17 protein-coding genes and 1 tRNA gene are annotated in these 21,823 nt (G+C 39.2%); 4 read left to right on the forward strand and 14 right to left on the reverse strand.

Annotated features, from left to right (window positions below):
- Positions 1–7: 7 nt before the first annotated feature.
- The 6 genes from FJ366_00695 to FJ366_00720 all read right to left on the reverse strand — a co-directional run bounded on the left by FJ366_00695 (position 8) and on the right by FJ366_00720 (position 4,834).
- Positions 8–457 (reverse strand): hypothetical protein, encoded by a 450-nt coding sequence (locus tag FJ366_00695; GenBank protein MBM3894108.1) that lies wholly within the window; start codon positions 455–457, stop codon positions 8–10.
- A 16-nt stretch (positions 458–473) separates the two neighbouring features.
- Positions 474–1,052, reverse strand: coding sequence for a hypothetical protein (locus FJ366_00700; GenBank protein MBM3894109.1), 579 nt, complete (start codon positions 1,050–1,052; stop codon positions 474–476).
- On the reverse strand, positions 1,042–1,698 hold the full coding sequence (locus FJ366_00705; protein ID MBM3894110.1) for a hypothetical protein: 657 nt from the start codon (positions 1,696–1,698) through the stop codon (positions 1,042–1,044). Before FJ366_00705 ends, FJ366_00700 begins: the two co-directional genes overlap by 11 nt.
- 138 nt (positions 1,699–1,836) lie before the next feature.
- Positions 1,837–3,030 carry a hypothetical protein gene (locus FJ366_00710; GenBank protein MBM3894111.1) on the reverse strand — a complete coding sequence of 398 codons (1,194 nt, stop codon included), beginning with the start codon at positions 3,028–3,030 and terminating at the stop codon, positions 1,837–1,839.
- 76 nt (positions 3,031–3,106) lie between these two features.
- The gene (locus FJ366_00715) at positions 3,107–3,445 is read right to left on the reverse strand and encodes a tRNA-binding protein (protein MBM3894112.1); all 339 of its coding nucleotides are present in this window, start codon (positions 3,443–3,445) and stop codon (positions 3,107–3,109) included.
- A 9-nt stretch (positions 3,446–3,454) separates the two neighbouring features.
- Positions 3,455–4,834 (reverse strand): hypothetical protein, encoded by a 1,380-nt coding sequence (locus FJ366_00720; GenBank protein ID MBM3894113.1) that lies wholly within the window; start codon positions 4,832–4,834, stop codon positions 3,455–3,457.
- A gap of 176 nt (positions 4,835–5,010) precedes the next feature.
- Between FJ366_00720 and FJ366_00725 the strand changes: the two genes are divergently transcribed.
- The 4 genes from FJ366_00725 to FJ366_00740 all read left to right on the forward strand — a co-directional run bounded on the left by FJ366_00725 (position 5,011) and on the right by FJ366_00740 (position 8,380).
- Entirely contained in the window at positions 5,011–5,784 is a 774-nt protein-coding gene (locus tag FJ366_00725) for an amino acid ABC transporter substrate-binding protein (protein MBM3894114.1), read from the forward strand.
- A gap of 21 nt (positions 5,785–5,805) precedes the next feature.
- Positions 5,806–6,465 carry an amino acid ABC transporter permease gene (locus FJ366_00730; protein MBM3894115.1) on the forward strand — a complete coding sequence of 220 codons (660 nt, stop codon included), beginning with the start codon at positions 5,806–5,808 and terminating at the stop codon, positions 6,463–6,465.
- Positions 6,458–7,186, forward strand: coding sequence for an amino acid ABC transporter ATP-binding protein (locus FJ366_00735; protein ID MBM3894116.1), 729 nt, complete (start codon positions 6,458–6,460; stop codon positions 7,184–7,186). Before FJ366_00730 ends, FJ366_00735 begins: the two co-directional genes overlap by 8 nt.
- Before the next feature lie 75 nt (positions 7,187–7,261).
- Positions 7,262–8,380 (forward strand): hypothetical protein, encoded by a 1,119-nt coding sequence (locus FJ366_00740; protein ID MBM3894117.1) that lies wholly within the window; start codon positions 7,262–7,264, stop codon positions 8,378–8,380.
- On the opposite strand, the gene FJ366_00745 is transcribed toward FJ366_00740, so the two are convergent.
- From FJ366_00745 to FJ366_00780, 8 genes are all read right to left on the reverse strand, one after another.
- Positions 8,377–9,384, reverse strand: a complete 1,008-nt coding sequence (locus FJ366_00745) for a hypothetical protein (GenBank protein MBM3894118.1) — start codon at positions 9,382–9,384, stop codon at positions 8,377–8,379. The two genes, FJ366_00740 and FJ366_00745, sit on opposite strands and share 4 nt — an antisense overlap.
- Positions 9,385–9,399: 15 nt before the next feature.
- A complete protein-coding gene (locus FJ366_00750) occupies positions 9,400–10,287 on the reverse strand; it encodes a ribonuclease PH (protein MBM3894119.1) in 888 nt (295 codons plus the stop codon).
- Entirely contained in the window at positions 10,287–12,377 is a 2,091-nt protein-coding gene (pnp, locus tag FJ366_00755; protein ID MBM3894120.1) for a polyribonucleotide nucleotidyltransferase, read from the reverse strand. The genes FJ366_00750 and pnp overlap by 1 nt, the downstream gene beginning before the upstream one ends.
- Positions 12,378–12,424: 47 nt before the next feature.
- Positions 12,425–12,688, reverse strand: a complete 264-nt coding sequence (gene rpsO / locus FJ366_00760; GenBank protein MBM3894121.1) for a 30S ribosomal protein S15 — start codon at positions 12,686–12,688, stop codon at positions 12,425–12,427.
- Positions 12,689–12,735: 47 nt separating this feature from the next.
- A tRNA-Val gene (locus FJ366_00765) sits at positions 12,736–12,811 on the reverse strand.
- Positions 12,812–12,820: 9 nt separating this feature from the next.
- A complete protein-coding gene (gene rpoC / locus FJ366_00770; GenBank protein ID MBM3894122.1) occupies positions 12,821–16,954 on the reverse strand; it encodes a DNA-directed RNA polymerase subunit beta' in 4,134 nt (1,377 codons plus the stop codon).
- Entirely contained in the window at positions 16,947–21,260 is a 4,314-nt protein-coding gene (gene rpoB / locus FJ366_00775; protein ID MBM3894123.1) for a DNA-directed RNA polymerase subunit beta, read from the reverse strand. Before rpoB ends, rpoC begins: the two co-directional genes overlap by 8 nt.
- A 144-nt stretch (positions 21,261–21,404) precedes the next feature.
- Entirely contained in the window at positions 21,405–21,776 is a 372-nt protein-coding gene (locus tag FJ366_00780) for a 50S ribosomal protein L7/L12 (GenBank protein ID MBM3894124.1), read from the reverse strand.
- Positions 21,777–21,823 lie beyond the last annotated feature (47 nt).

Consider the following 21,823-nt stretch of genomic DNA (forward strand, 5'->3'; position numbering starts at 1 on the left):
CCCTTATTTACCTAAGTTCGTATATATTTTTTATCTCTTCAATCGAACGCTGGTGTTCGTCTATTTTTTGCTCGAAATTGGACTGGTTTTCTTCAAGATCAAAAACCTGCTGTGCTGCCTTTCCAACAAAACAACTACAAACCCGCAAGAGACACTCAAACGATTTTAAATAATTTAAATGCTCTAGCTCTAATTTTTTGAGCTCTTTTAATCGATCAATCTCGTTTTGCAACCATTCAATCATTACCCGCGGATCAGTTGTTTTTTCTCCGGTGATTTCATTTTTTAATGATAAAAATTTTCCCATCACTTTTGGTGGACCAATTTCAAGTTCAACTCGCTCTGGAATAGGTTCGAGCGAACTTGAATATCTTCTCAACACAGGACTTTTGCGTGGAGCAGAAAAAGAACAAAAATTAACTGCGCAAGCAAAAAATAGTAAAAGTCTAAACCACATAGAAATATCTTTAATATTATTTAACAACCGTTAAATGGAGTATCTGTAATTCAATATAATTTTCAACAAATTTTTTATGTTTTTCTCGCTCTTGTTTCCATGCAAGCATAAGTTCACCGTGACTTAACCCATGTCTATCGGATTTATTTTGCAAAAACGTTATAAATTGCCACTCTTGCTTTGGCTCATTCACAGTTTTTTTCCGCCTATCCATTTCTTCTTGCCAAAACCTTGCAAATTCCTGATACGACGGTGGATTACCCGCAAGCCAACGCTCATTAAGCCAGTCGATTCCAAACGCGGTGAAGTGAAAATGGTCCCCAATAAGTTTTTTGAAAAACAATCGAGTCGCTAAATCATTTTTGTACGCACCCTTAAGCATTAAACTATGGGGCTCAAGAGAAGAAATAATTCCTTTTTTCGCACAAGAAACAATCGGGACCTTCGGCATAGCCAACTCTTTTCCCGTTTCCAAAAAATGAATTATACGTCGCGCCAAAATACCTTTGGCTCCGACTGATGAAATATTAAGACGGACACAAAGATCTTTTAATTCGGCAACATGTAAATAAAAAATGCTTTGATTAAACAGCATTAAAAAGACCCTTTTTTAAACCTTGCTTACTCATATCAATTACTCCTGATGCAATAGCATAAGCAAAAATCGCAGGGTCAAAAGGAAACAAGTCTCCCGACAAAAGACATGTTTTACGATACAGCCGTTGCTCATACCAATAACTAGATTTTCGACGATTGCCTCCTATATATATATTAATATTTTTTTTACATAAACAATTCTTCAAATGCACAAATGACACCCTTATACGAAGATTCTCTCGTTGAGAATTTGGAATAAGCTCCACTGACCTAAGACACTTCCTATCAAAAAGCACCTCTAGTTTGTCTCTATCACGGACTTGTATACTTTTAGAACTCCATATCAAACTCGGTCGCGCATGTGCATCAATAAATATGAGAAACGAGAATCCCAAAAAAATAATCAATCCAAGCAATACATGAATTCGTGCCAAAATAAGACTCACAAATATGTTCCCCGCCCACACAGAGTAGACACTTCGAACACGCAAGATATTATTTTTAATCGTAAAAGACTTCCCTAAAGGAACAAAGTCTAAAAAAAGATTCCACCACATAAAAAAATTAAAAGCAAAACACAAAATAAATATCGGTAAAAAAAACTCTAAAAAGCCTTTTAGGATGCTAATGTAATTTTTGACCATTCATATTTCCAAAAAATGAATTATACGTCGCGCCAAAATACCTTTGGCTCCGACAGATGAAATGTTAAGACGGCAACAAAGATCTTTTAATTCCGCAACATGCAAATAAAAAATGCTTTCGCCAAATAACATAAAAAGTTACTTTCTATCGCCAAATACTTGAGTACAATTTTTTTGCAAGCGCTTTAAAAAAAAACTTAATTGCTCTATTTCTTCCTGACGAAATCCTTCAAAAATTTTTTGATATGTACGCTCAACAATTGGCCAAATTTGAGCTATGAAAATCTCTCCGCTAGAGGTCAAAACATATAAATCATCTTGAAAAGAAACATACTTTTCCTTTATTAGCGGTTCAACAAATGACTGTAACTCAGATTCAAGCAGCGAAATATCTCTACAAATCTGCTCTTTTGCTACACCTGACTCACAGTGCATAATCATCATGCAGATAACCTGATTTCCAGAAAACGAAGTTAACTGTCGAACTTCAAAGTCAAATGCCATGCGAATAAACATGCCCGTAACATTAACCTCTCTACCAAAATTCGTAAGTATTTTTTCTTTAAGCATAGATACAACCTGTTTAAACTTTAATTCATACATAGAAATACCAGCAAAAACTGCTGCATTAAGAGACTCAACATTCAAGTTCATGGGAACTTGAACAGCTATATCTGCAATATTCAATAATTCATCACAGACTCCAACCGATTCATTTCCGACAATCAAAGCAATTTTTTTTTCAGAAAGCCTTATCTGAGACTGAAGTAACTTTGCATGAGGAGTCGTTACAACAATTTGATAATCATTCTGCTTTAGATACTCAATTGTTTTTAAAGCGGACTCTTTTTCAATTATAGAACTTTTAAAAACAAGTCCTCGAGATGAATCAATAATTTTGCGCTGAAAGGAATCTTGCAACATGCTTGAATATATAAATTGCTTAATTCCTAGTCCCTGTGCTGTTCGAACGATTGAGCCAATATTACCCAAATCTTGAAGTCCATCCATAACAACAACAAACTCTTCTGGTTTTAATGTATTATCTGGAATATGAACAACCGCTAAATAAGGAATAACATAAGAAGTATCACTAATTTTTTTTAAAACACCTTCAGAAACGTAGTAAATACAATTTTTATTGCATTCAAACACATCTTCCATCCCATCTAGAATAAAAATATTTTCAAAAAAAAGTTTTGCTTCAAGCGCCCATTTAATCTGTTCAACATCAAACAATAAAGCCTTTCCATGGCGCCGCCGCCCAGAAACAGAATGCAAACTTCTCGCTAATTCTACTCTAGGATCTTTAATACTCGTAATTTTCAACATTCAATAAATCTTTTTCTCACACCAAGTAAATAGCACAGAAAATATTAACTTATTATAAATAATCAAAAAAGCATTTTTAGTGCAACTTTTGACCATTCATAACTCGTTCATCAACACCAGCAAGACAAATAGCCCCAGAATCATCCGCAAAACCAACAAGTAAAAACTGGGAAACAAATCCCGCAATATTTTTCTCTCCAAGGTTCACACAACCGATCACTTTGCGTCCGACAAGAGTCTCTGGGGTATAATGGGCAGTAACTTGTGCTGATGTCTGCAAAACTCCAAACACTGCTCCAAAATCAACCCAGATTTTATATGCAGGTTTGCGCGCTCGCTCATTGACTTCAGCTTTGAGTACTGTGCCCGATCGAAGCTCTACTTTTTCAAAATCTTCATATGAAATAATTGCCATCATTTATCCTTAAAAATCAACGCTCACGCTCGCATGCAACTGATGCACGGCAGGAACATTGACCCCATTGTGAGCATACTGGAATCCAAAATTGAAATACGGAACTATCGTTCTTGCTGAACGCACTTGATATGGATCGTATGTCAAAGTCAACCCAAAATTTCGCGAGAACCAGCGTGAAGCTTTGACCAAAGAATTTTTTGCTGTATTTCGATCTTTAAAAACAATTCCCAAATCATCATTTACTGCACGCGAGAAAACACTCAAGGATGTTGCATCTCGACGTTCGTCAAAGTATTCATCTACCGAATGCCAAATGAATGAATAATTCAAGGTAAGATGCAAGTCATTTGAAATATTTTTAATTGTTAAAAATGGATTAAACCAATAGGTTCCACCAGGAATGATTCGAATCGAAGTCACCAATGGACTGTACGCCATCGGTTCTTCGTAGACAGGAACACGCATAATCGCAGAGCGTGTCGAGAAAAATGCAAGTCCAGAATTGAATCCAACATGCAAATAATCTTTGAGCCCGATCTTAATATTTGACTGCAATGAAAGCCCAAAAGAATTTGCTCCAAACGGCACCGATGAAGGATATTCTGGATCTTTTTTTCCGCCAGTTGGCATCGTCAAACCAACCAAAATATTTGCATCAAGAGTCCGAAGACGTAAGTAATAATCTACATGCGTTTGCAGCCCCACGTAGCACTCAACATCACCAAGCCCACGCTTATCCCAAACATTTTCTGCTAAACCAATTTTTTTAAATAACTGAGCTCGCAATGTTTCCAGCTTACTTTCAATAACAGGATCAGCATTCTTAACATCAACATAGGCTGTATCTAAATTTTTATTCAAAACATACTGATTCACCGACTGAACTTGTATAAAGGGAACAGAAACACCAAAAACAATTCCCGCGCCTTCGGCTAACCGTTTTTTTATCGATCCTTGCTCAAACTCATCCGCATATCGCTCTAACTGAATAAAATCTTTATACGCAATGGAAATCCGCTGCGAACGAAAAGAAGTGTCGGTTGAAAAGGGGATATTTTTACCCTGCCAACGAGGAATGAGCTGAAGCATCTCTGGAAGATATTCTCCATTGCCCATTTCACGAGAATAAACGTCTGCACTTTTTGCTAAATTTTTTAAATTAATTGACTCAAAAATACCTAAATTTGTCGTAGCATCGCCATACTTAGAGTCTGAATAACCTGCTGCTAAATGAGCAAAAATATGCCGATTCACACCAATAGATGAAAAAATATCAGGACCAAAATCGGTCAAAGAAGCATATTGAGGAACAAGAGCCCCCAATGAATTTACGAATAAACACGCTAAAAAGAGATGAAGAACAAAGAGCATCTTCTTACCAGCCATAAAAAGGAGCTTAATTTCTAAAAAAAGCTCAAAAAAAAATCCTACCGAAAGGTTACTCAAACTGCGCTATTCGTCAAGAAGCCAACAACGTTAAAAAAAATAGTTTATGTCAATAACAAGAAACTATGATAAACTTGACCTCATCATCAAAATAAATTTTTTATTTTTAGATTTTCATGAAAACCAAGATTCAATTTAGTTTTTTGCTATTTATAGCTCTTATTCTTGTCTTTTTGTACATCAAACATCGACCGCATTCTTCTCTGGACACAGGTCACCAAACCATTATTCTTGGAATTTCTGCAGACAATCCACCGTTTACGTTTTTCAAAGACGATCGTTTTCAAGGATTTGAAGTCGATGTTGCACAAGAAATCGCTTCCCGACTTGGATACAGCCTTGAAATCAAAGATCTTGATTTTAGCGGACTTATCCCCGCAGTAAAAAACAACGTCATAGATTTTTCTATTTCAAGCTTTAACATCACGCCAGAACGAAAACGTAACATTGATTTTTCTATTCCATACTACGAAAGCATGCCAACGGTTATCGGAAATGATTCTTACAAAACAGAAGTCGACCTTCAGGGCATCACCGTTGGCGTTCAACTCGGATCTGTTTGGGAGACTTTTGCAAAACAACTTGCTCAAACAAATCCAACCCTCACCGTATCTGGTTTCCATCGCATTAACCAAATGGTACAAGAGCTCTCTCAAGAAACAATAAATGCCATTTTAATCGATGCTGAAGTTGCAAAAAAAATCGCCAAAAACAATCCAAAATGGACCTTAAGCACCCTTAAATCAGCGAGCGAAAATAACCAGTATGGAATTATCTTCAAACCAAACTCTCCACTCGTTGAAAGCTTTAATAATACACTTCAAGAAATGAAAACCGATGGAATGCTCAATAAACTTACAGAAAAATGGTTTACTGTATCCGAACAATAAAATTTTAAACCCCCGAAAACAATGAATAACGTTTTTTCTCAGTTTTTAGTAACGCTTACAAAAGTTGCCTCAGGAATACCGACAACCCTTGTCTACTCTTTCTTACCCCTTCTTTTTGGCTTCACTTTTGGGATCTTTCTTGCTTTTGCCAAAATTAGCGGCCCTCGACCGCTTAGATGGTTTGTAAACTTCTACGTATCAGTATTTAGAGGGACTCCGTTACTCGTCCAATTGTTTTTAGTGGCTTACGGATTACCCTTTAAACTGTCTCCTTTCACAACAGGAATTATTGCCTTTTCACTCAACTCTTCAGCGTATGTTTGCGAAATCATCCGTGCGGGAATTGAAGGAGTAAGCAAAGGACAATACGAAGCGATGCAAGCTCTCTCAATTCCTTACTGGATTGGCATGAAAGATATTATTCTTCCTCAAGCTCTTAAAACGGTTCTACCGGCGCTTGTCAGCGAAAGCATCAACCTTGTAAAAGAATCTGCTATCATTTCACAACTACCAAGCATTACGGATATCACCCGATGCGCTCATTTGGTAAATACCGAAACATATGCGTTTTTTGAGCCAATGCTTGCTGCCGCATGCTGTTATTACATAATTACCAGTATTTTAAACTTTATTGGGTACAAACTCGAAATGTACCTTCAAACCGAGAATGACCATGATTAAAATTAAAAACCTCTACAAATCATTTGGATCATCATCACACAGCAAACAAGTACTTAAAAATATCAATTTAACCATAAAAAAAGGTGAAGTTGTTTGCGTCATCGGCCCATCAGGAAGCGGAAAATCAACACTGCTTCGCATGATCAACCGGTTAGAACTGCCATCTGCAGGAAGTGTTTTTATCGATAATACTGAACTTACAGAAACGACAGAAAAAGATTTAGTAAAAAAAACAGGAATGGTTTTCCAGCTTTTTAATCTTTTTGAAAACCTCACGACCTTAGAAAATGTCTGCTATGCCCCGATCAATTCTCTTGGGATGAACCCGGCAGAAGCAAATGAACTTGGCGCAACATTACTGGCAAGTGTTGGCCTTGGATCAAAAAAACATGCAAAGCCAGCAAGTCTTTCTGGTGGCCAAAAACAACGCGTAGGAATTGCTCGCGCACTTGCGATGCGCCCTGAAATTATGTTGTTTGATGAAGCAACCTCAGCACTTGACCCTGAAATGGTTAAAGAAGTTTTATCTGTCATAAAAAAATTAGCCAACCATGAAATGACAATTGTTCTTGTAACCCATGAAATGGGATTTGCAAACGAAATCGCTGATAGAGTTCTATTCATGGATCATGGCGAAATTATTGAAGACCAACCAGCAAAACAATTCTTTACTTCTCCAAGACATCCTCGAGTAAAAGACTTTTTATCAAAGATTTTTTAAAACAACTATTTCTTTAAACGAAAGCGTTGTTTTACCATAGGTTCAAATATATCAAACTAAATTGTTGGTTAATCTATGATTTTGCTCGCAAAGACGCTTGTTAGCGCTCTTTTTTTCTGCACACTTTCACTGGTGGGTTTTAGCACAAACTACTCAACGCTCAGCCTTACATCTGAGCACAAAGATTCATTTTTAGACGCATGTACTCCAAACAAAAAACACATTTATGGACAACTATTTGCTAAAAACGAATCTGTTGATGAACAAATTACAGTTTTCAGTAGACCAAACATAAGCGAGTTAAGTCAAAAGGAATTACATATTCTCACCAACGCGTGCAAAAAAACAACTCAATTTTTAACATCGAGAACTAAAAAATTCTTTACGTATCAGCACGCTCCTAGAAGCAAAAAAGCTCTTCTCATTACGCTCAATTTTGCAGATCCCGCGCTCTTCAGATTTTGCAAATCAAACCTTTTTGCGCAAGACGAAATTCAAGTTGCAGAGCATCCGCACCTTGGCCTTCTTGCTCAAGAAATAGCCGAAGATGCACCTGCAGTTTTAGATACAAGATCAAATTCTGTAATCATTCATAATGTTCCTCAACTCTGCAGAATTGATTCTCAAAAACCAATTGATGGTAAAATTTTATACGGAAATAATTTTGCTAGCGCATCAGTTGCTGAAATTGATCACAGACTCTCACTGCTTGAACCTCATCAAAATAATACCCTTCTTGCAATTTGCGCTCCGAACGTAACTGGTCGACGAGTTTACACAACAATGATGATTCAAGATTTTTTTGCTCAAATTCTTTCTGGCTTTCAACACACCCAAGCTGTAACAACAGAACTAGGATTTAAAAAAATTATTATTCATTCAGGCGGACTTGGAACAGGGGCATTTGGACATCACAAAGTAGTCAGTATTGTTTTACAACTTATCGCCGCACAAATAGTTTCTCAATCAATGAAAAATCCCCGAAACCTTGAAATCAGATTCTTTGGAACAACCGAAAAAACATATCGCAAAGCTTTTGATATTTTTAAAGCGTTCAAGTCGCAATTGAAAAAAGAAAAATTCGATTTTTCCCATGAAATACTTACTCAAGAAAACGAAAATAGAACCGTTGAGATTCTTGTAAAAATCTTTAATCAAAAAAATATTTTTCCACATCAAGGAACTGGTGATTAAAAAAAATGTGCATTAAAAAAAAACTCAAACGCACTTGATTCAGAGCCATTTTTGAGTTCACAATCGAGCTCAAAAAGTTTTTGATGTAATTGAACGCAATACGTTTTTGTATATTTTTTCCATCCATTTTTCCAGGTAAAATATGGCGCAAGTGAATGCTCTTGCCCTTGAGGTGTTGTTTTCGGATTCTCACTCGCACGATCAATATAAAAATAAGCCAAAAACAATTGGTTTGACCAATATGATGTCCAAAAAACATCAGAATATTCGGACGCTAATCGACTCCACTCAGCAAAAAACCGCTTTGCATTTTTTGTCCAAAAAAATTCTGATATATCTCGCAACTCACCACCCTCAAAAGCCAGCGAAAATAGATAGTCTTTAGACTTTTCCCATGTTTTTTTACTCATGCATCCAACATGATCAAATAAAACCAACGCTTGATCTAATGAAAGCTCAAAAAAAAGCGAATATACTTCACGCAATTCTATTGTTGATGAAAAATCGGCCAAACAAGCACAGAGCAAAAAATCATCATACGACAAGCGATCTGGAATTTTTACAAATTCAACCTCATGAGCCCTCTCCCCCAAAAACGACTTAAGCAAATCAGCGTCTTTCTGAGATAGGGATGCACAATACACCACAGATGAACCAAGCAACGAATAAAACTGTTTAAAAAAAGCCTGTTTTTGGGCCTGATTCAAAAAACTACCATCAGGAGAGCTGAGAAAATCTACTAACCAAACAATATCTGGCCGAAGAAGTACTTCACTTGAGCCAAAAAGACTTAATTGTTCACGATTTTCATTATCTTCACGTTTTAGCTCTTCTGCTGTAAGCGCATTTAAAATACGTAATGAATAACGCTTTTTTAGAATCGTGGCGATAAATGGCTGCAAGCGAACACTGTGCATATGTTGATAAACAAAAAAGACATGCGTATTCCACATGTCTTCACGTTTATTTATTATTTCTGAAAAAAAAGCTGCAAAAGACTTCATCAATCAACCAGTATGTTATTTTTTAGCGATACGATTTCCAAGCGAAAAGAGCGGTGTTTTAAGATTTTTATCATTTTTGTCTTTAGTAGAAAATGCCGGTTTTAAAACTTCATCACTTTTTGAAGGAAGGGCTAAATTAAATAGCGCCGCTTTTGACGCATCATTTTCAGCCAAACCAAAATTCCATGCTTCAAAAACTTTTTCAACACCTTGTTGACCAAGAGCATATAATTGATTAAATAAATCGGCAGAAACAGGTTTTTTTTCACACGTTCCTTGAATTTCAATAATTTCACCCGACTCTGTCATTACAAAATTAAAATCTGCATCAACTGAATTATCTTCATCCTGATCAAGATCAAGATAAACTTCGCTATCCTTAATGCCAACAGAAATCGCAGCAACTTTTTGCACCGTTAAATCAGTAGGTATAATGCCATTTTTATGCCAAATGTCGCATGCGCGAGAAAGTGCCAATGAAACAGCCGCAATAGCCGCTGTTCTTGTGCCTCCATCTGCTTGTAAAACATCACAATCGATATAAACGGTAAATTCGCCCAACTTTGAAGGATCAAAGACTGACCTGAAAACACGTCCAATAAGCCTTGAAATTTCTACTGAACGAGCATTTCGCTGCGCAAGCGTAGATTCTCTGACATTGCGTTTACGCGTTGAAATTGGAAGCATTTCGTATTCGGCGGTTAACCAACCTTCACCTTTGCCCCGCAAAAATTGTGGAACGCCAGGATTTAAAGAAACAGATGCAACAACAACAGTATCACCAGCGCGATACAACACAGAGGAAGGAGCAAACCCGAACGGGTTATAAACAAAAGAAACCGGCCGAATCTCATGAAGCTGCCGGTTTCCACGTCTTTGTATATTTTTTTTGTTAATCACGATTACTCAAGGTCAGGAGCTGACAATCGGATTCTTCCCGTCTCTTTATCAACAGCAAGAACTTTAACTTTCAACTTATCGCCAGATTTATATTTACGAGCAACGTCAGGTTGTTTTTGTTTTGCAATCGCAGAAATATGAACTAAGCCATCACAACCAGGAACAAGCTCAACAAAAATGCCAAAATCAGCGATCTTGCGAACAACACCTTCAAACATAGCACCGATTTCAAAATCTCCGACAATAGCCTTAATCCAGCCAACAGCTTTTTCTGCTTGAACAGCAGATTTGCCATACACTTTTACTAAGCCTGAATCTTCAATATCAATTTCGCATTCAGTTGAAGCCATAATTTCTTTGATAACCTTACCACCCGTTCCAATAACAGCACCAATCTTTGAAGGAGAAATTGTTAATGTAACAAACTGTGGAGCACGAGGGGACAATTGCTTACGAGAAGACGAAATAACTTTAGCCATTTCATCCAAGATATGATTTCGCGCTTTTTCTGAACGAGCAAACGCGTCAGTCATTAATTCACGAGTCAAACTGATTCCATGTTTAACGTCAAGCTGCAAGCCACAGGTCCCACGACGAGTTCCTGTAATCTTAAGATCCATAAAACCAAATGCGTCTTCATCACCCAAGATATCAGTGAGAACTTTATATTTTCCATGACCATTAGAGACAAGTCCCATCGCAACACCAGCAACAGCATCAGACACAGGAACCCCTGCATCCATGAGCGCTAAACTGGTTACACAAACAGATGCCATAGAACTTGATCCATTTGACCCTAAAATATCGACTAGCGAACGAATGGTATATGGAAAAGTTTTATTGTCAGGCAAGACATGCTTAAATGAAATTTCAGCTAAATGTCCATGACCAATTTCTCGACGACTTACCGAACGAGAAGGACGACATTCACCGGTTGAAAACGCTGGGAAGTTATAATGTAACATAAAGGATTGCTCAATTGCACCATATGCAAGAGATTCAACCTTCTGAGCATCTTGACCAGTACCAAGAGTCAACGTTCCAAGCGCTTGAGTCTCACCACGTTGAAACAACGCAGATCCATGAGAAGCTGGTAAAACACCAACTTCACAGCTAATTTGACGAACCTGGTCTAAGGCACGACCATCAAACCTAACCTCTTGATTATAAACAGAAATCGGAAGCAATTCTTTAATTTCTGCATCAACAAGATACTTTAAAATCGATTCTCCAATACGTCCAGCAACAACATCTTGCTCAAAATGCCCTGCAACAAGACCCTTACACTCTCTAACGCCAGATTTAAATGCCTCTTTGCTCGAAAGACCAATAAGAGATTTAATTTTTTCAATCGGAAGAGCAGCTCGGATTTTTGCTTGCCAGCCATGCCAATCAAAGCCTTCTGAGAGATTTATTTTAGACTTACCAACCTCACGAATAACTTCTTCTTGCCACGCAACCAACTCACAAATAATTTCATGCGCTTTAAAAAGCATCTCGATCATTTCTTCATTTGAAAGGTCATTTGTATACCCTTCAACCATCGAAATGCCGCCTTTTGTTCCAGCAACTACGATACAAGAATCTGATTCTTTTGCGGCCATAGCATCGCAATTAAACTTCCAAGCTCCTGCAATGCGATACGCATACACTGCTGCAACTGGTTCTTGAAATGGAATATCCGAAATTCCAAGAGCCAACGAAGCCCCTGTGACCGCAAGAACGCCTGAAGGAATCTTTGAATCAGAAGACAATAACTGTGAAGAAATTTGAACTTCTTTGAAATAAAACTCAGGGAACAAAGGTCGAACAGATCTATCAATCAATCGCGACAACAAAACTTCAGATTCTGAAAGTTGTGCTTCACGTTTTTTAAAACCACCTGGAAATTTACCAACGGCCGCAGGACGCTCACGATGTTCCACTGTTAATGGGAAAAAACCCTGAAATTCGCGCTCTTCTTCACTCGCGCACACAGCAGACAAAACAATGCAATCACCAGATCGAATCCACACTGACCCATTAGCTTGAAGTGCAACTTTTCCAATCTCAACTTCAATCCCAAGGGATGATAATACAAATTTTTTAGACATATTCACCTAGCAACCCAACTTTCCATTCTGTTTTATTACAGAATTATTTATACCGCTAACTTATCAGCAAGCTTCAAATACAATTCTCGATCAGTACGATTAAGATACGCTAAAAATCTTTTTCTTTCACCAACCATTTTAATCAAGCCATATCTAGAATGCTTATCTTTTGGGAAAAGCTTCAAATGACCACTAACCTTACGAATACGAGCATTAAGCAAAGCGATTTGAACCGCCGAAGAACCTGTATCCGCAGAATTTGAACCGAATTGCTCTACAATAGACGCAACAACTTCTTTATTTAACATTATGCCAAAACCTTAGCTTCTAAAAACTAACCACTATCTACCACTGTAAATGGTAGGCGCGAGCGGACTCGAACCGCTGACCCTCGCCACGTCAAGGCGATGCTCTGCCAACTGAGCTACGCGCCTACTCGATTTTTAAACCCCAGAAGGGAGAAAAACCTTATCCAGACCTACCTCAAGAAGCTCCTCTTCTGCGGCTCTCTTCTCAAAGTCTGAACGGTTATCACCAATATATTTCTGCCGGAAAGATGCAACTCCAGTTCCCGCAGGAATCATTCTACCAATAATGATATTAGACTTCAAGCAGGACAAATAGTCAACCTGTCCAGTTATAGCCGCTTCAGTAAGAACTCGTGTTGTTTCTTGGAAAGATGCTGCAGCAAGGAAACTATCAGTTTCCAAAGAAGCCTTGGTAATACCCATCAACAACGGACGAGCGATAGCAATTTTCTTACCATCTTTTGCCAAGAGCTCATTTACAGCACGCAAATGATGTCTATCAACACGATCTCCAACAACAAAACTTGTTTCACCTGGATCGACAACTCTAACCTTTTTCAACATTTGACGAACAACAATTTCTACGTGTTTATCATCAATTGTTTGACCTTGATCGGCATAAACCTCTTGAATTCCACCAACCAAATATCGCTGAAGTTCATCTGGTCCAAGAATCCTTAAGATGTCATGCGGCGCAGGAAGTCCATCAGTCAAAATATCCCCAGCTTTAACATATTCACCATCTTCGATGTTCAAATGTTTGCTTCGAGAAATATTGTATTCAAAGACTTCGCCATCATCAGTTGTAACCGTGATTCGTCTCTGACCACGATGAATACCACCAAACTCAACCTTACCATCAGCATCACTCAAGACCGCCAAATCTTTCGGCATTCGAGCTTCGAATAATTCAACCACTCGCGCCAAGCCACCGGTAATATCCTTGGTTTTTGTAATCTGCTGAGGCATTTTTGCAACAACTTGCCCCTGTGTTACAACATCACCATGATTCACGACAATGTTTGTTCCTGTTGGCAAGAAGTAGCGAGCAATAACCTCATTTTCTTTATCCACGATAGCAAGACAAGGCTGACGCTTTTCTTCTCGACGCTCTAAAATAAACCTTCTGGATTGTCCAGTAGACTCATCGTATTGATCGTGATACGTAACGTTTTCGATCAAATCAAGATATTCAATTTTACCAGCATGCTCAGTTACGATAACACGTTGAGGTTCAGCTTGCGCCAATTTTTCCCCAACTTGAACCTGTTGCCCATCAGTTACAAAAAGAACACTACCGTATTCAATTCTAAAGCGCTCAAGCTCTCGACCATCACCAGACATAATTAAAATGCGTGATTTTCGATTAATAACGACGCTTGAACCATCTTTTCGAACGACACACTGAACATCTTGAAACAAGACTCTTCCTGCAACGTGTGACGAAAGAAGTGTTTGATCAAGAAGACCAGAAGCCGTACCCCCAATGTGGAAAGTTCGAAGCGTCAACTGAGTTCCTGGCTCACCAATAGATTGAGCCGCAACAATACCAACCGCAGCGCCAACGTCAACTTTTTGAGTTGTAGCCAAGTCAAGACCGTAACACTTTACGCAAATACCAACTGCAGCCTGACAAGTTAAAACAGATCGAACATTAACACTTACTAATGCTGAATCGCGCAACTTATCGATAATGTCATGCGTAATGAAATCACCTTCTCGCGCCAATAATTCATTTGTCACTGGATCTCTCCAGTCTTCAGCCGCAACACGACCATAGACTCGCTCATCAAGTGTTTTAAGAACTTTACCTGCTCGCTCAAGCGATTCAATTGTAACATACCCAAGGGTTTTACAATCTTCCGTTGCAATAACCACGTCCTGAGCAACGTCAACCAATCGTCTTGTTAAGTAACCAGCATCAGCGGTTTTAAGCGCTGTATCGGCAAGACCTTTTCGAGCCCCGTGAGTTGAAATAAAGTACTCAAATGGATTCAAACCTTCTTTAAAGTTAGCAAGAACTGGCGTTTCGATAATGTCACCACTCGGGTTAGTCATCGGCCCTCTCATACCACCAAGCTGTTTCACTTGAGATTTTAAATTTCGCGCTCCAGATGCAAGAATCAAGAAGACCGGATTAAACGGTTTTTTCTTCAAATCTTCATTTTCGACTGCTTGCGCATCATTTGCCTCAAGCTCTTTCATCATGGCAGATGCAACATCTTCAGTTGCCCTACCCCAAACTTGAATTACATTATTTTGACGCTCACCATTAGTAATAGCACCATCACGATATAATTTTTCAATTTTTTCAATTGCAGAGCGACTTGAATCAAGAATTGATTTTTTAGCCTCAGGAACAACCAAGTCATCAATACACAAAGAAATACCACTCTTTGTTGCTGTATCAAAGCCAAGGGTTTTGATTTTATCTAATGCTTCAACGGTTGGCTCAACACCAGCAAATCTATGAATCTTTGAGATCAACTTACCAATATCCTTGTTCGTCATTGCTTTGTTGATCCATTCAAATTTCACAACAGGAGGCAATACGTCAAACAAGAGAACTCGACCAGTTGTTGTTTTTACAATTGTTCCATCAGCCAAACGCAATGAAATAATCGCCTGAAGATGAACCTTTTCTTGATTGTATGCAAAAACAAGCTCATCAGTGTTAGCAAAAACAAGTCCATCACCCAAAAGACCTTTTCGCCCCTTAGTAAGATAATACAAACCAAGAACCATCTCTTTTGAAGGAAGTGAAACCGGTTTGCCACTTGAAGATGCGATCACGTTTTTTGTTGCCAACATCAATGCACACGCTTCAGCCCTTGAACGATCACTCAATGGCAAGTGAACCGCCATCTGGTCACCGTCAAAGTCAGCGTTAAATGCTGTACAAACCAACGGATGAATCTTAATTGCTTTACCTTCAACCAAGCGAGGGAAGAATGCCTGAATACCAAGTCTGTGAAGAGTTGGTGCACGGTTCAAGAGAACCGGACGATCTTTAACAACCTCTTCAAGAGCTGCCCAAACATCCGCTTCCATGTTTTCAACCATGCGCTTTGCAACACGAAGGTTTGGCGCTATTTCACGACGCTGCAATTCTGCATAAACATATGGCTTGAATAATTCAAGAGCCATAGATTTAGGCAATCCACACTCAGACATCTTAAGCTTTGGATCAACAACAATAACGGAACGACCAGAGTAGTCAACACGCTTACCAAGAAGGTTTTGACGGAATCGCCCCTGCTTACCGCGAAGCATCTCACTTAATGACTTAAGAGCTCTACGATTCGTTCCACGAACAGGATGTCCTCTTCGGCCGTTATCGATCAAACTATCAACAGACTCCTGAAGCATTCGTTTTTCGTTTTTGACAATAACACTCGGCGCCTCAAGTTCAATAAGCCTTCTAAGACGAATGTTTCGGTTCAAGACACGACGATACAAATCATTTAAATCAGAAGATGCAAATCTTCCACCTGGAAGCGGCACCAACGGACGTAAATCTGGAGGAAGAACAGGAAGTACATCAAAAATCATCCACTCCGGACGCATATTAGCAGCCAAAAGACCAGAAAGAACTCTAAATCTTTTTGCTAATCGATGCTTAACCGTAAGTGCTGTTGCTTGACGATACTGCTCTTCAACTTTTCGCACTTCAAACGCAAGATCTTTTTGCGCAAGAATTTTACGAATAGCCTCAGCTCCCATATCAGCTTTAAAATCAAAATCATCAGAACGAGCTTCCAAATACTCTTCGTACTCTTGGCTTGATAACAATGATCTTACTGGATACGGTGACTGCCCTTGCTGTAAAACTAAATAGCTATCAAAGTAAATAACCTTCTCAATATCACGAACCGTCATATCAAGAATTAAGCTTAAATAGCTTGGAATACCCTTCAAAAACCAAATGTGGCAAACTGGCGACACCAAATTAATGTGTCCCATCCGCTCACGACGAACGCGAGACTGAATTACCTCAACCCCACACTTTTCACACGTTACACCACGATGCTTCATGCGACGATATTTACCGCAATTACATTCCCAGTCTTTTTGTGGCCCAAAAATACGAGCACAGAAAAGACCATCTTTTTCTGGTTTTAACGTACGATAGTTAATTGTTTCAATTTTTTTTACTTCACCATACGATTTCGATCTAATTTGATCGGGAGATGCAATCCCGATCTTAATAGCGTTAAATTGAGTGGTATGAATGTATTCGCGAAAACGATCAAAAATTCTGCTACTCACTGGCCTGCTCCCTACCTGTTCTAAACAACTCTACTTGCAACCCAAGACTTTGTAGTTCTTTTACAAGAACGTTAAATGATTCTGGAATACCTGGCTCTGGCAATTCATCTCCGCGAACAATTGCCTCGTACGCTTTTAATCGACCATTTACGTCATCAGACTTAATCGTCAACATCTCTTGCAAGATATGCGCCGAACCGTATGCAAACAGAGCCCACACCTCCATCTCCCCAAGTCTTTGTCCACCAAATTGCGCTTTACCACCAAGCGGTTGTTGCGTAATCAATGAACACGGACCAACAGAACGAGCATGCAGTTTATCGTCAGCCAAGTGATTCAATTTCATCATATAGGCATAGCCCACCGTTACCGGCTGCTCAAATGCTTCACCCGATTGACCATCATACAAGGTATATACCCCACGAGACGGTAATCCAAGCTCATTTAATAATGGACTAATATCATCTTCAAAACTTGCACCATCAAACACTGGTGTTGAAATTCTTAATCCCAACGCAGCGGTTCTTCGTGCAGCATCCATGACACCTTCATCACCATATTTTTCTTGAATATTTTTAATGAGTTCTGGCGCGTAATATTTTTTCATGAAAGCTTCAACTTGCTTGAAAGACATAGCATTAATCTGATCAGCCAGCTTTTCACCAACTTTTCGGCAACCCATACCCAACATAGTTTCAAGAATTTGCCCCACGTTCATACGACCAGGAACACCAAGTGGATTTAAAACGATATCAACAGACGTACCATCAGCTAAATATGGCATATCTTCAACGTTAACAATCGCTGAAACCACACCTTTGTTACCGTGTCGTCCCGCCATTTTATCACCAACAGAAACTGGTCGCTTTACCGCAACATAGACTCGAACAAGCTTAATAACGCCAGACGGAAGATCATCCCCTTTACGTAATTTAGAAACCTGTTCAGCCTTAAGTGCTTCAAGAACTTTTTCTTGACTATCTAAAATGTCACGGTAGTAAGCCAGTTTTGTTGTAACATTTTTGTCCGCAACTTTGATTTTAAGTAAGTCGTGAACATTCGCTACCGCAACCTTATCCTTACTGATAACACCACTCGCATTAGCAAACTCGGAACCCTTCAAAGAAACATCCTGCAATTCTGCAACAATTTTTTCTTTAATAGATCGCTCAAGAACACCAACCTGCCATGCATAATTTTCTTCAATTTCAAGAGTTTCTTTTTGAACAACATCTTTATAACGTTTGTCTTTTCGAATACCACTTCGTGAAAGGATTTTTACGTCAACAACTGTTCCCGCAACACCAGGTGGAACTCTTGATGAAGTATCCTTTACTTCTCGAGATTTTTCACCAAAAAGAGCTCGCAACAATTTCTCTTCTGGAGAAACTTGTACGTCACCCTTAAAGGTTACTTTACCAACCAAAATGTCACCAGGTTCAACTCGCGTACCAATCTTCACGATACCGTCTTCATCAAGAGACTCAAGCTCTTTTTCACCGACGTTTGGAATATCTCGCGTAATTTCTTCTGCACCGAGTTTTGTATCTCGAGCTTCGACAACGAACTCTTCAACATATACCGAAGTGAATACATCATCAGCTACGCAACGACGACTCACAACAATCGCATCTTCAAAATTATATCCGTACCATGGCATATATGCCACAAGAACGTTACTCCCCAAGGAAAGCTCACCCTCAGAAATCGAAGCTCCATGAGCGATTACCTGACCGCGCTGAACAAGTTTTCCAACTTGAACCGCCGGAACATAATGAACCCATGTGTTATGACTTGAACGACCAAATTTTTTCAATCGATACACATCAATTGGACGCGCAAACCATTCTTCATCTGATTTTTGATCTTGCTCTAAGGCGATAATAATTTTATCCGCAGAAACGTATTTAACAATACCGGTTGCTCGAGCAATTATAACCGCGCCTTCAGCATGGCCAACTTCCCACTCGACACCTGTTCCAACAAGCGGCACCTCTGGTTTTACCAGCGGAACAGCTTGCCGTTGCATGTTAGATCCCATAAGCGCACGGTTAGCGTCATCATGCTCCAAGAAAGGAATCAAGGCCGTTGCCACAGAAACCAACTGCCGAGGAGACGCATCAAGGTACGAAATGTCTTCTACCGGCATTCCCTGCATTGCGCCATCTCGACGAGCAAGAACATAAGAATCTGTAATTGTTCCAGCTTTATCCAGCGAAACAGTAGCCTGAGCAACTGCTTTTCCAACTTCCTGGTATGCATCAATATAAACAACATTATCTGCAACCTTTCCATCTTCTACCGGACGATACACCGCCTCAATGAAACCAAGTTCATTTACACGAGCATACGTTGAAAGAGAGGAAATAAGACCAATGTTTTGACCTTCAGGAGTTTCAATAGGACAAATTCTACCATAGTGAGAAGGGTGAACGTCACGAACATCAAGCGTTGCTCGATCCCTGGTAATACCTCCGGGCCCGAGAGCTGACAATCGACGCTTATGAGCCATCTCAGCAAGAGGATTTGTTTGATCCATGAACTGAGACAATTGACCTGTTCCAAAAAACTCTCTTAAGACCGCAGACAACGGCTTTACATTAATAAAATCTGATGGCATTTGAGCTGCATAGGTTTCTTGAAGTCTAAAACGCTCACTAATAATTTTTTCAATTCGAGCAAGGCCAACATAAAATTGAGACTGCAATAATTCACGAACCAAACGAACACAGCGATTACTTAAATGATCAACGTCATCAAGCTCACCTTCTCCACGCTCCTTAAGCCCAATCAAATACCGCACAACGCCAATAATATCCTCAAGAGCAAGTGTTGTAACATCAAGAGACAAACCAACACCGAGCTTACGATTAATTCTTGTTCTACCAACAACGGTTAAATCGTAATGACGACCATTAAAGAATAAATCCATAACATAATCTGTCATGACTTTGATCGATGGCAAATCACCAGGACGAAGTTTTGAATAAACTTCTTTTACCGCCTCTTCATGAGACATTGCTTGATCTTGCGCAAGCGTTAAAGCAAGCGACAATTGCGGAGCATGACTTGAGGTTTGAATTACGGTCAATGAACACTCAGCATTCAATGATTCGATATAATCAAGAACGCCCTCTTTAATCGTACCGCCACGCTCAAGCAACAATTCACCCGTTTTTGGATGAACGAAATCTTCAGCAACGATACGGTTAATCAAACTACTTCGACGAATTTTAAGGCAATCAACTGAAAGTTTTTTTAATTTTTGAAACACCGGCTCAGTAATACGTTGCCCAACGGTAAATTGTTTTTCAACTTCCTTGGACAATGCACCAAGCTCAAGACGAGTACCAATAAGCCCTTTGTTCAATGGACGAATAAACTCACCACCTGCATATTCAATTTTTTCAAACGAATAGAACAATGGAAGAATTTCTTCACGCTTAAGCCCAAGAGCTTGCAAGAATGTTGTTACCAATAATTTTTTCTTTTTATCAATACGAACATGCAAGAAATCATTTTGATCAAACTCAAAATCTAACCACGCACCTCGCGCAGGAATAATCCGCGCAAGAAGGGATGCATTTCCCCTAAAATCTTTTGTTTTTTTATTTACAGCAAACAGAACACCGGGCGCTCTATGAATCTGGCTGACCACAACTCGATCAACACCATTAATTAAGAAAATACCCTGATTTCCGGCCTTAATTCTACCATCATTATCTTCATACAAATCCAACATGATAGGCAAATCACAAAAGAACACTTCTTGTTCTTTAATGTCGCGCATCAAGCCTTCATTTGTAACCGGATCAATGTCCCAGGTAGTTAATTGCATTTTTACACGCAATGGAACGGAATACGTTTTGCCACCATATCGGCATTCTTCCGGCGAAGCCTGAGGCTTCAATGTTACTCGCGCGTGACATTTTGTACATCGCACATATGAATGACCTGACGCCAATTGCTGATCGGTCAAACGAGAACATCCGGTCTTTTTTGAACCATGATGCTTCCACTGATATCGAGCCGCGATTCCCGTCAAATTACCACAAATACAGGACCAATCGCCAAGCTCATAGCTTACATACTCTAAGGCAATCCGAGAATTATACTCAACAGGAAAGATGTCACGGAGCACCTTTTCAAGACCAATGTTGAGGCGTTCAGACGGCAAGTAATCTATTTGCACAAAATCATTAAACGACTTGGATTGAACCTCAATGAGATTCGGCAGCGCGACGACATCTTTCGTCTTTCCGAACATCTTTCTCAAAAAAGTCACACCGCTTTGCACTTCAGACATCCACCCGCTCCCATTCGTTAAGTTAAATTTTTATAAAGCTGATAATCAACCACACAATAATTCGAGGTTAGCAGCATTTCTACATATGAAAAGCAAACTAACCCCGAATTAAACTAAATCACTAGATTCAAAAGAACCCGCTTTTTATGAAAGCTCAACCTGAGCACCAGCCTCTTCAAGAGCTTTTTTCATTTTCTCAGCATCATCTTTTGAAGCAGCTTCACGAACAACAAACGGAGTGTTTGAATACGCTTCGCTCGCTTCTTTCAAGCCCAAATCAGGACAAACAGCACGAAGAGCCTTAACTACTTTTAATTTTTCTGAACCACCAGATTTAAGAACAACCTTAAATTCAGTTTTCTCTGCAGCAACAGGAGCAGCTGCAGCAGCAGGTCCTGCGCTTATAACAGCAGCAGCAGCAGAAACACCAAATTCTGTTTCAATTGCCTTAACCAATTCTGCCAATTCTGTAACTTTTAAACCTTTAATACCTTCAAGGATTGCGTTAGGTGTCATGTGACCTTCTCCAAAACAAATAATTTTTTAAATAAAACGTATAAATT

This window comes from Candidatus Dependentiae bacterium (genome assembly GCA_016871815.1).
Taxonomy (GTDB): domain Bacteria; phylum Babelota; class Babeliae; order Babelales.

What these genes read in the sequence shown, in the direction of transcription:
- rpoB (MBM3894123.1), bottom strand. Translation starts at nt 21,260, where the DNA reads ATGTCTGAAGTGCAAAGCGGTGTGACTTTTTTGAGAAAGATGTTCGGA.
- pnp (MBM3894120.1), bottom strand. Translation starts at nt 12,377, where the DNA reads ATGTCTAAAAAATTTGTATTATCATCCCTTGGGATTGAAGTTGAGATT.
- FJ366_00725 (MBM3894114.1), top strand. Translation starts at nt 5,011, where the DNA reads ATGAAAACCAAGATTCAATTTAGTTTTTTGCTATTTATAGCTCTTATT.
- FJ366_00715 (MBM3894112.1), bottom strand. Translation starts at nt 3,445, where the DNA reads ATGGCAATTATTTCATATGAAGATTTTGAAAAAGTAGAGCTTCGATCG.
- FJ366_00705 (MBM3894110.1), bottom strand. Translation starts at nt 1,698, where the DNA reads ATGGTCAAAAATTACATTAGCATCCTAAAAGGCTTTTTAGAGTTTTTT.
- FJ366_00720 (MBM3894113.1), bottom strand. Translation starts at nt 4,834, where the DNA reads ATGGCTGGTAAGAAGATGCTCTTTGTTCTTCATCTCTTTTTAGCGTGT.
- FJ366_00780 (MBM3894124.1), bottom strand. Translation starts at nt 21,776, where the DNA reads ATGACACCTAACGCAATCCTTGAAGGTATTAAAGGTTTAAAAGTTACA.
- FJ366_00740 (MBM3894117.1), top strand. Translation starts at nt 7,262, where the DNA reads ATGATTTTGCTCGCAAAGACGCTTGTTAGCGCTCTTTTTTTCTGCACA.
- FJ366_00710 (MBM3894111.1), bottom strand. Translation starts at nt 3,030, where the DNA reads ATGTTGAAAATTACGAGTATTAAAGATCCTAGAGTAGAATTAGCGAGA.
- FJ366_00735 (MBM3894116.1), top strand. Translation starts at nt 6,458, where the DNA reads ATGATTAAAATTAAAAACCTCTACAAATCATTTGGATCATCATCACAC.
- FJ366_00700 (MBM3894109.1), bottom strand. Translation starts at nt 1,052, where the DNA reads ATGCTGTTTAATCAAAGCATTTTTTATTTACATGTTGCCGAATTAAAA.
- FJ366_00745 (MBM3894118.1), bottom strand. Translation starts at nt 9,384, where the DNA reads ATGAAGTCTTTTGCAGCTTTTTTTTCAGAAATAATAAATAAACGTGAA.
- FJ366_00695 (MBM3894108.1), bottom strand. Translation starts at nt 457, where the DNA reads ATGTGGTTTAGACTTTTACTATTTTTTGCTTGCGCAGTTAATTTTTGT.
- FJ366_00730 (MBM3894115.1), top strand. Translation starts at nt 5,806, where the DNA reads ATGAATAACGTTTTTTCTCAGTTTTTAGTAACGCTTACAAAAGTTGCC.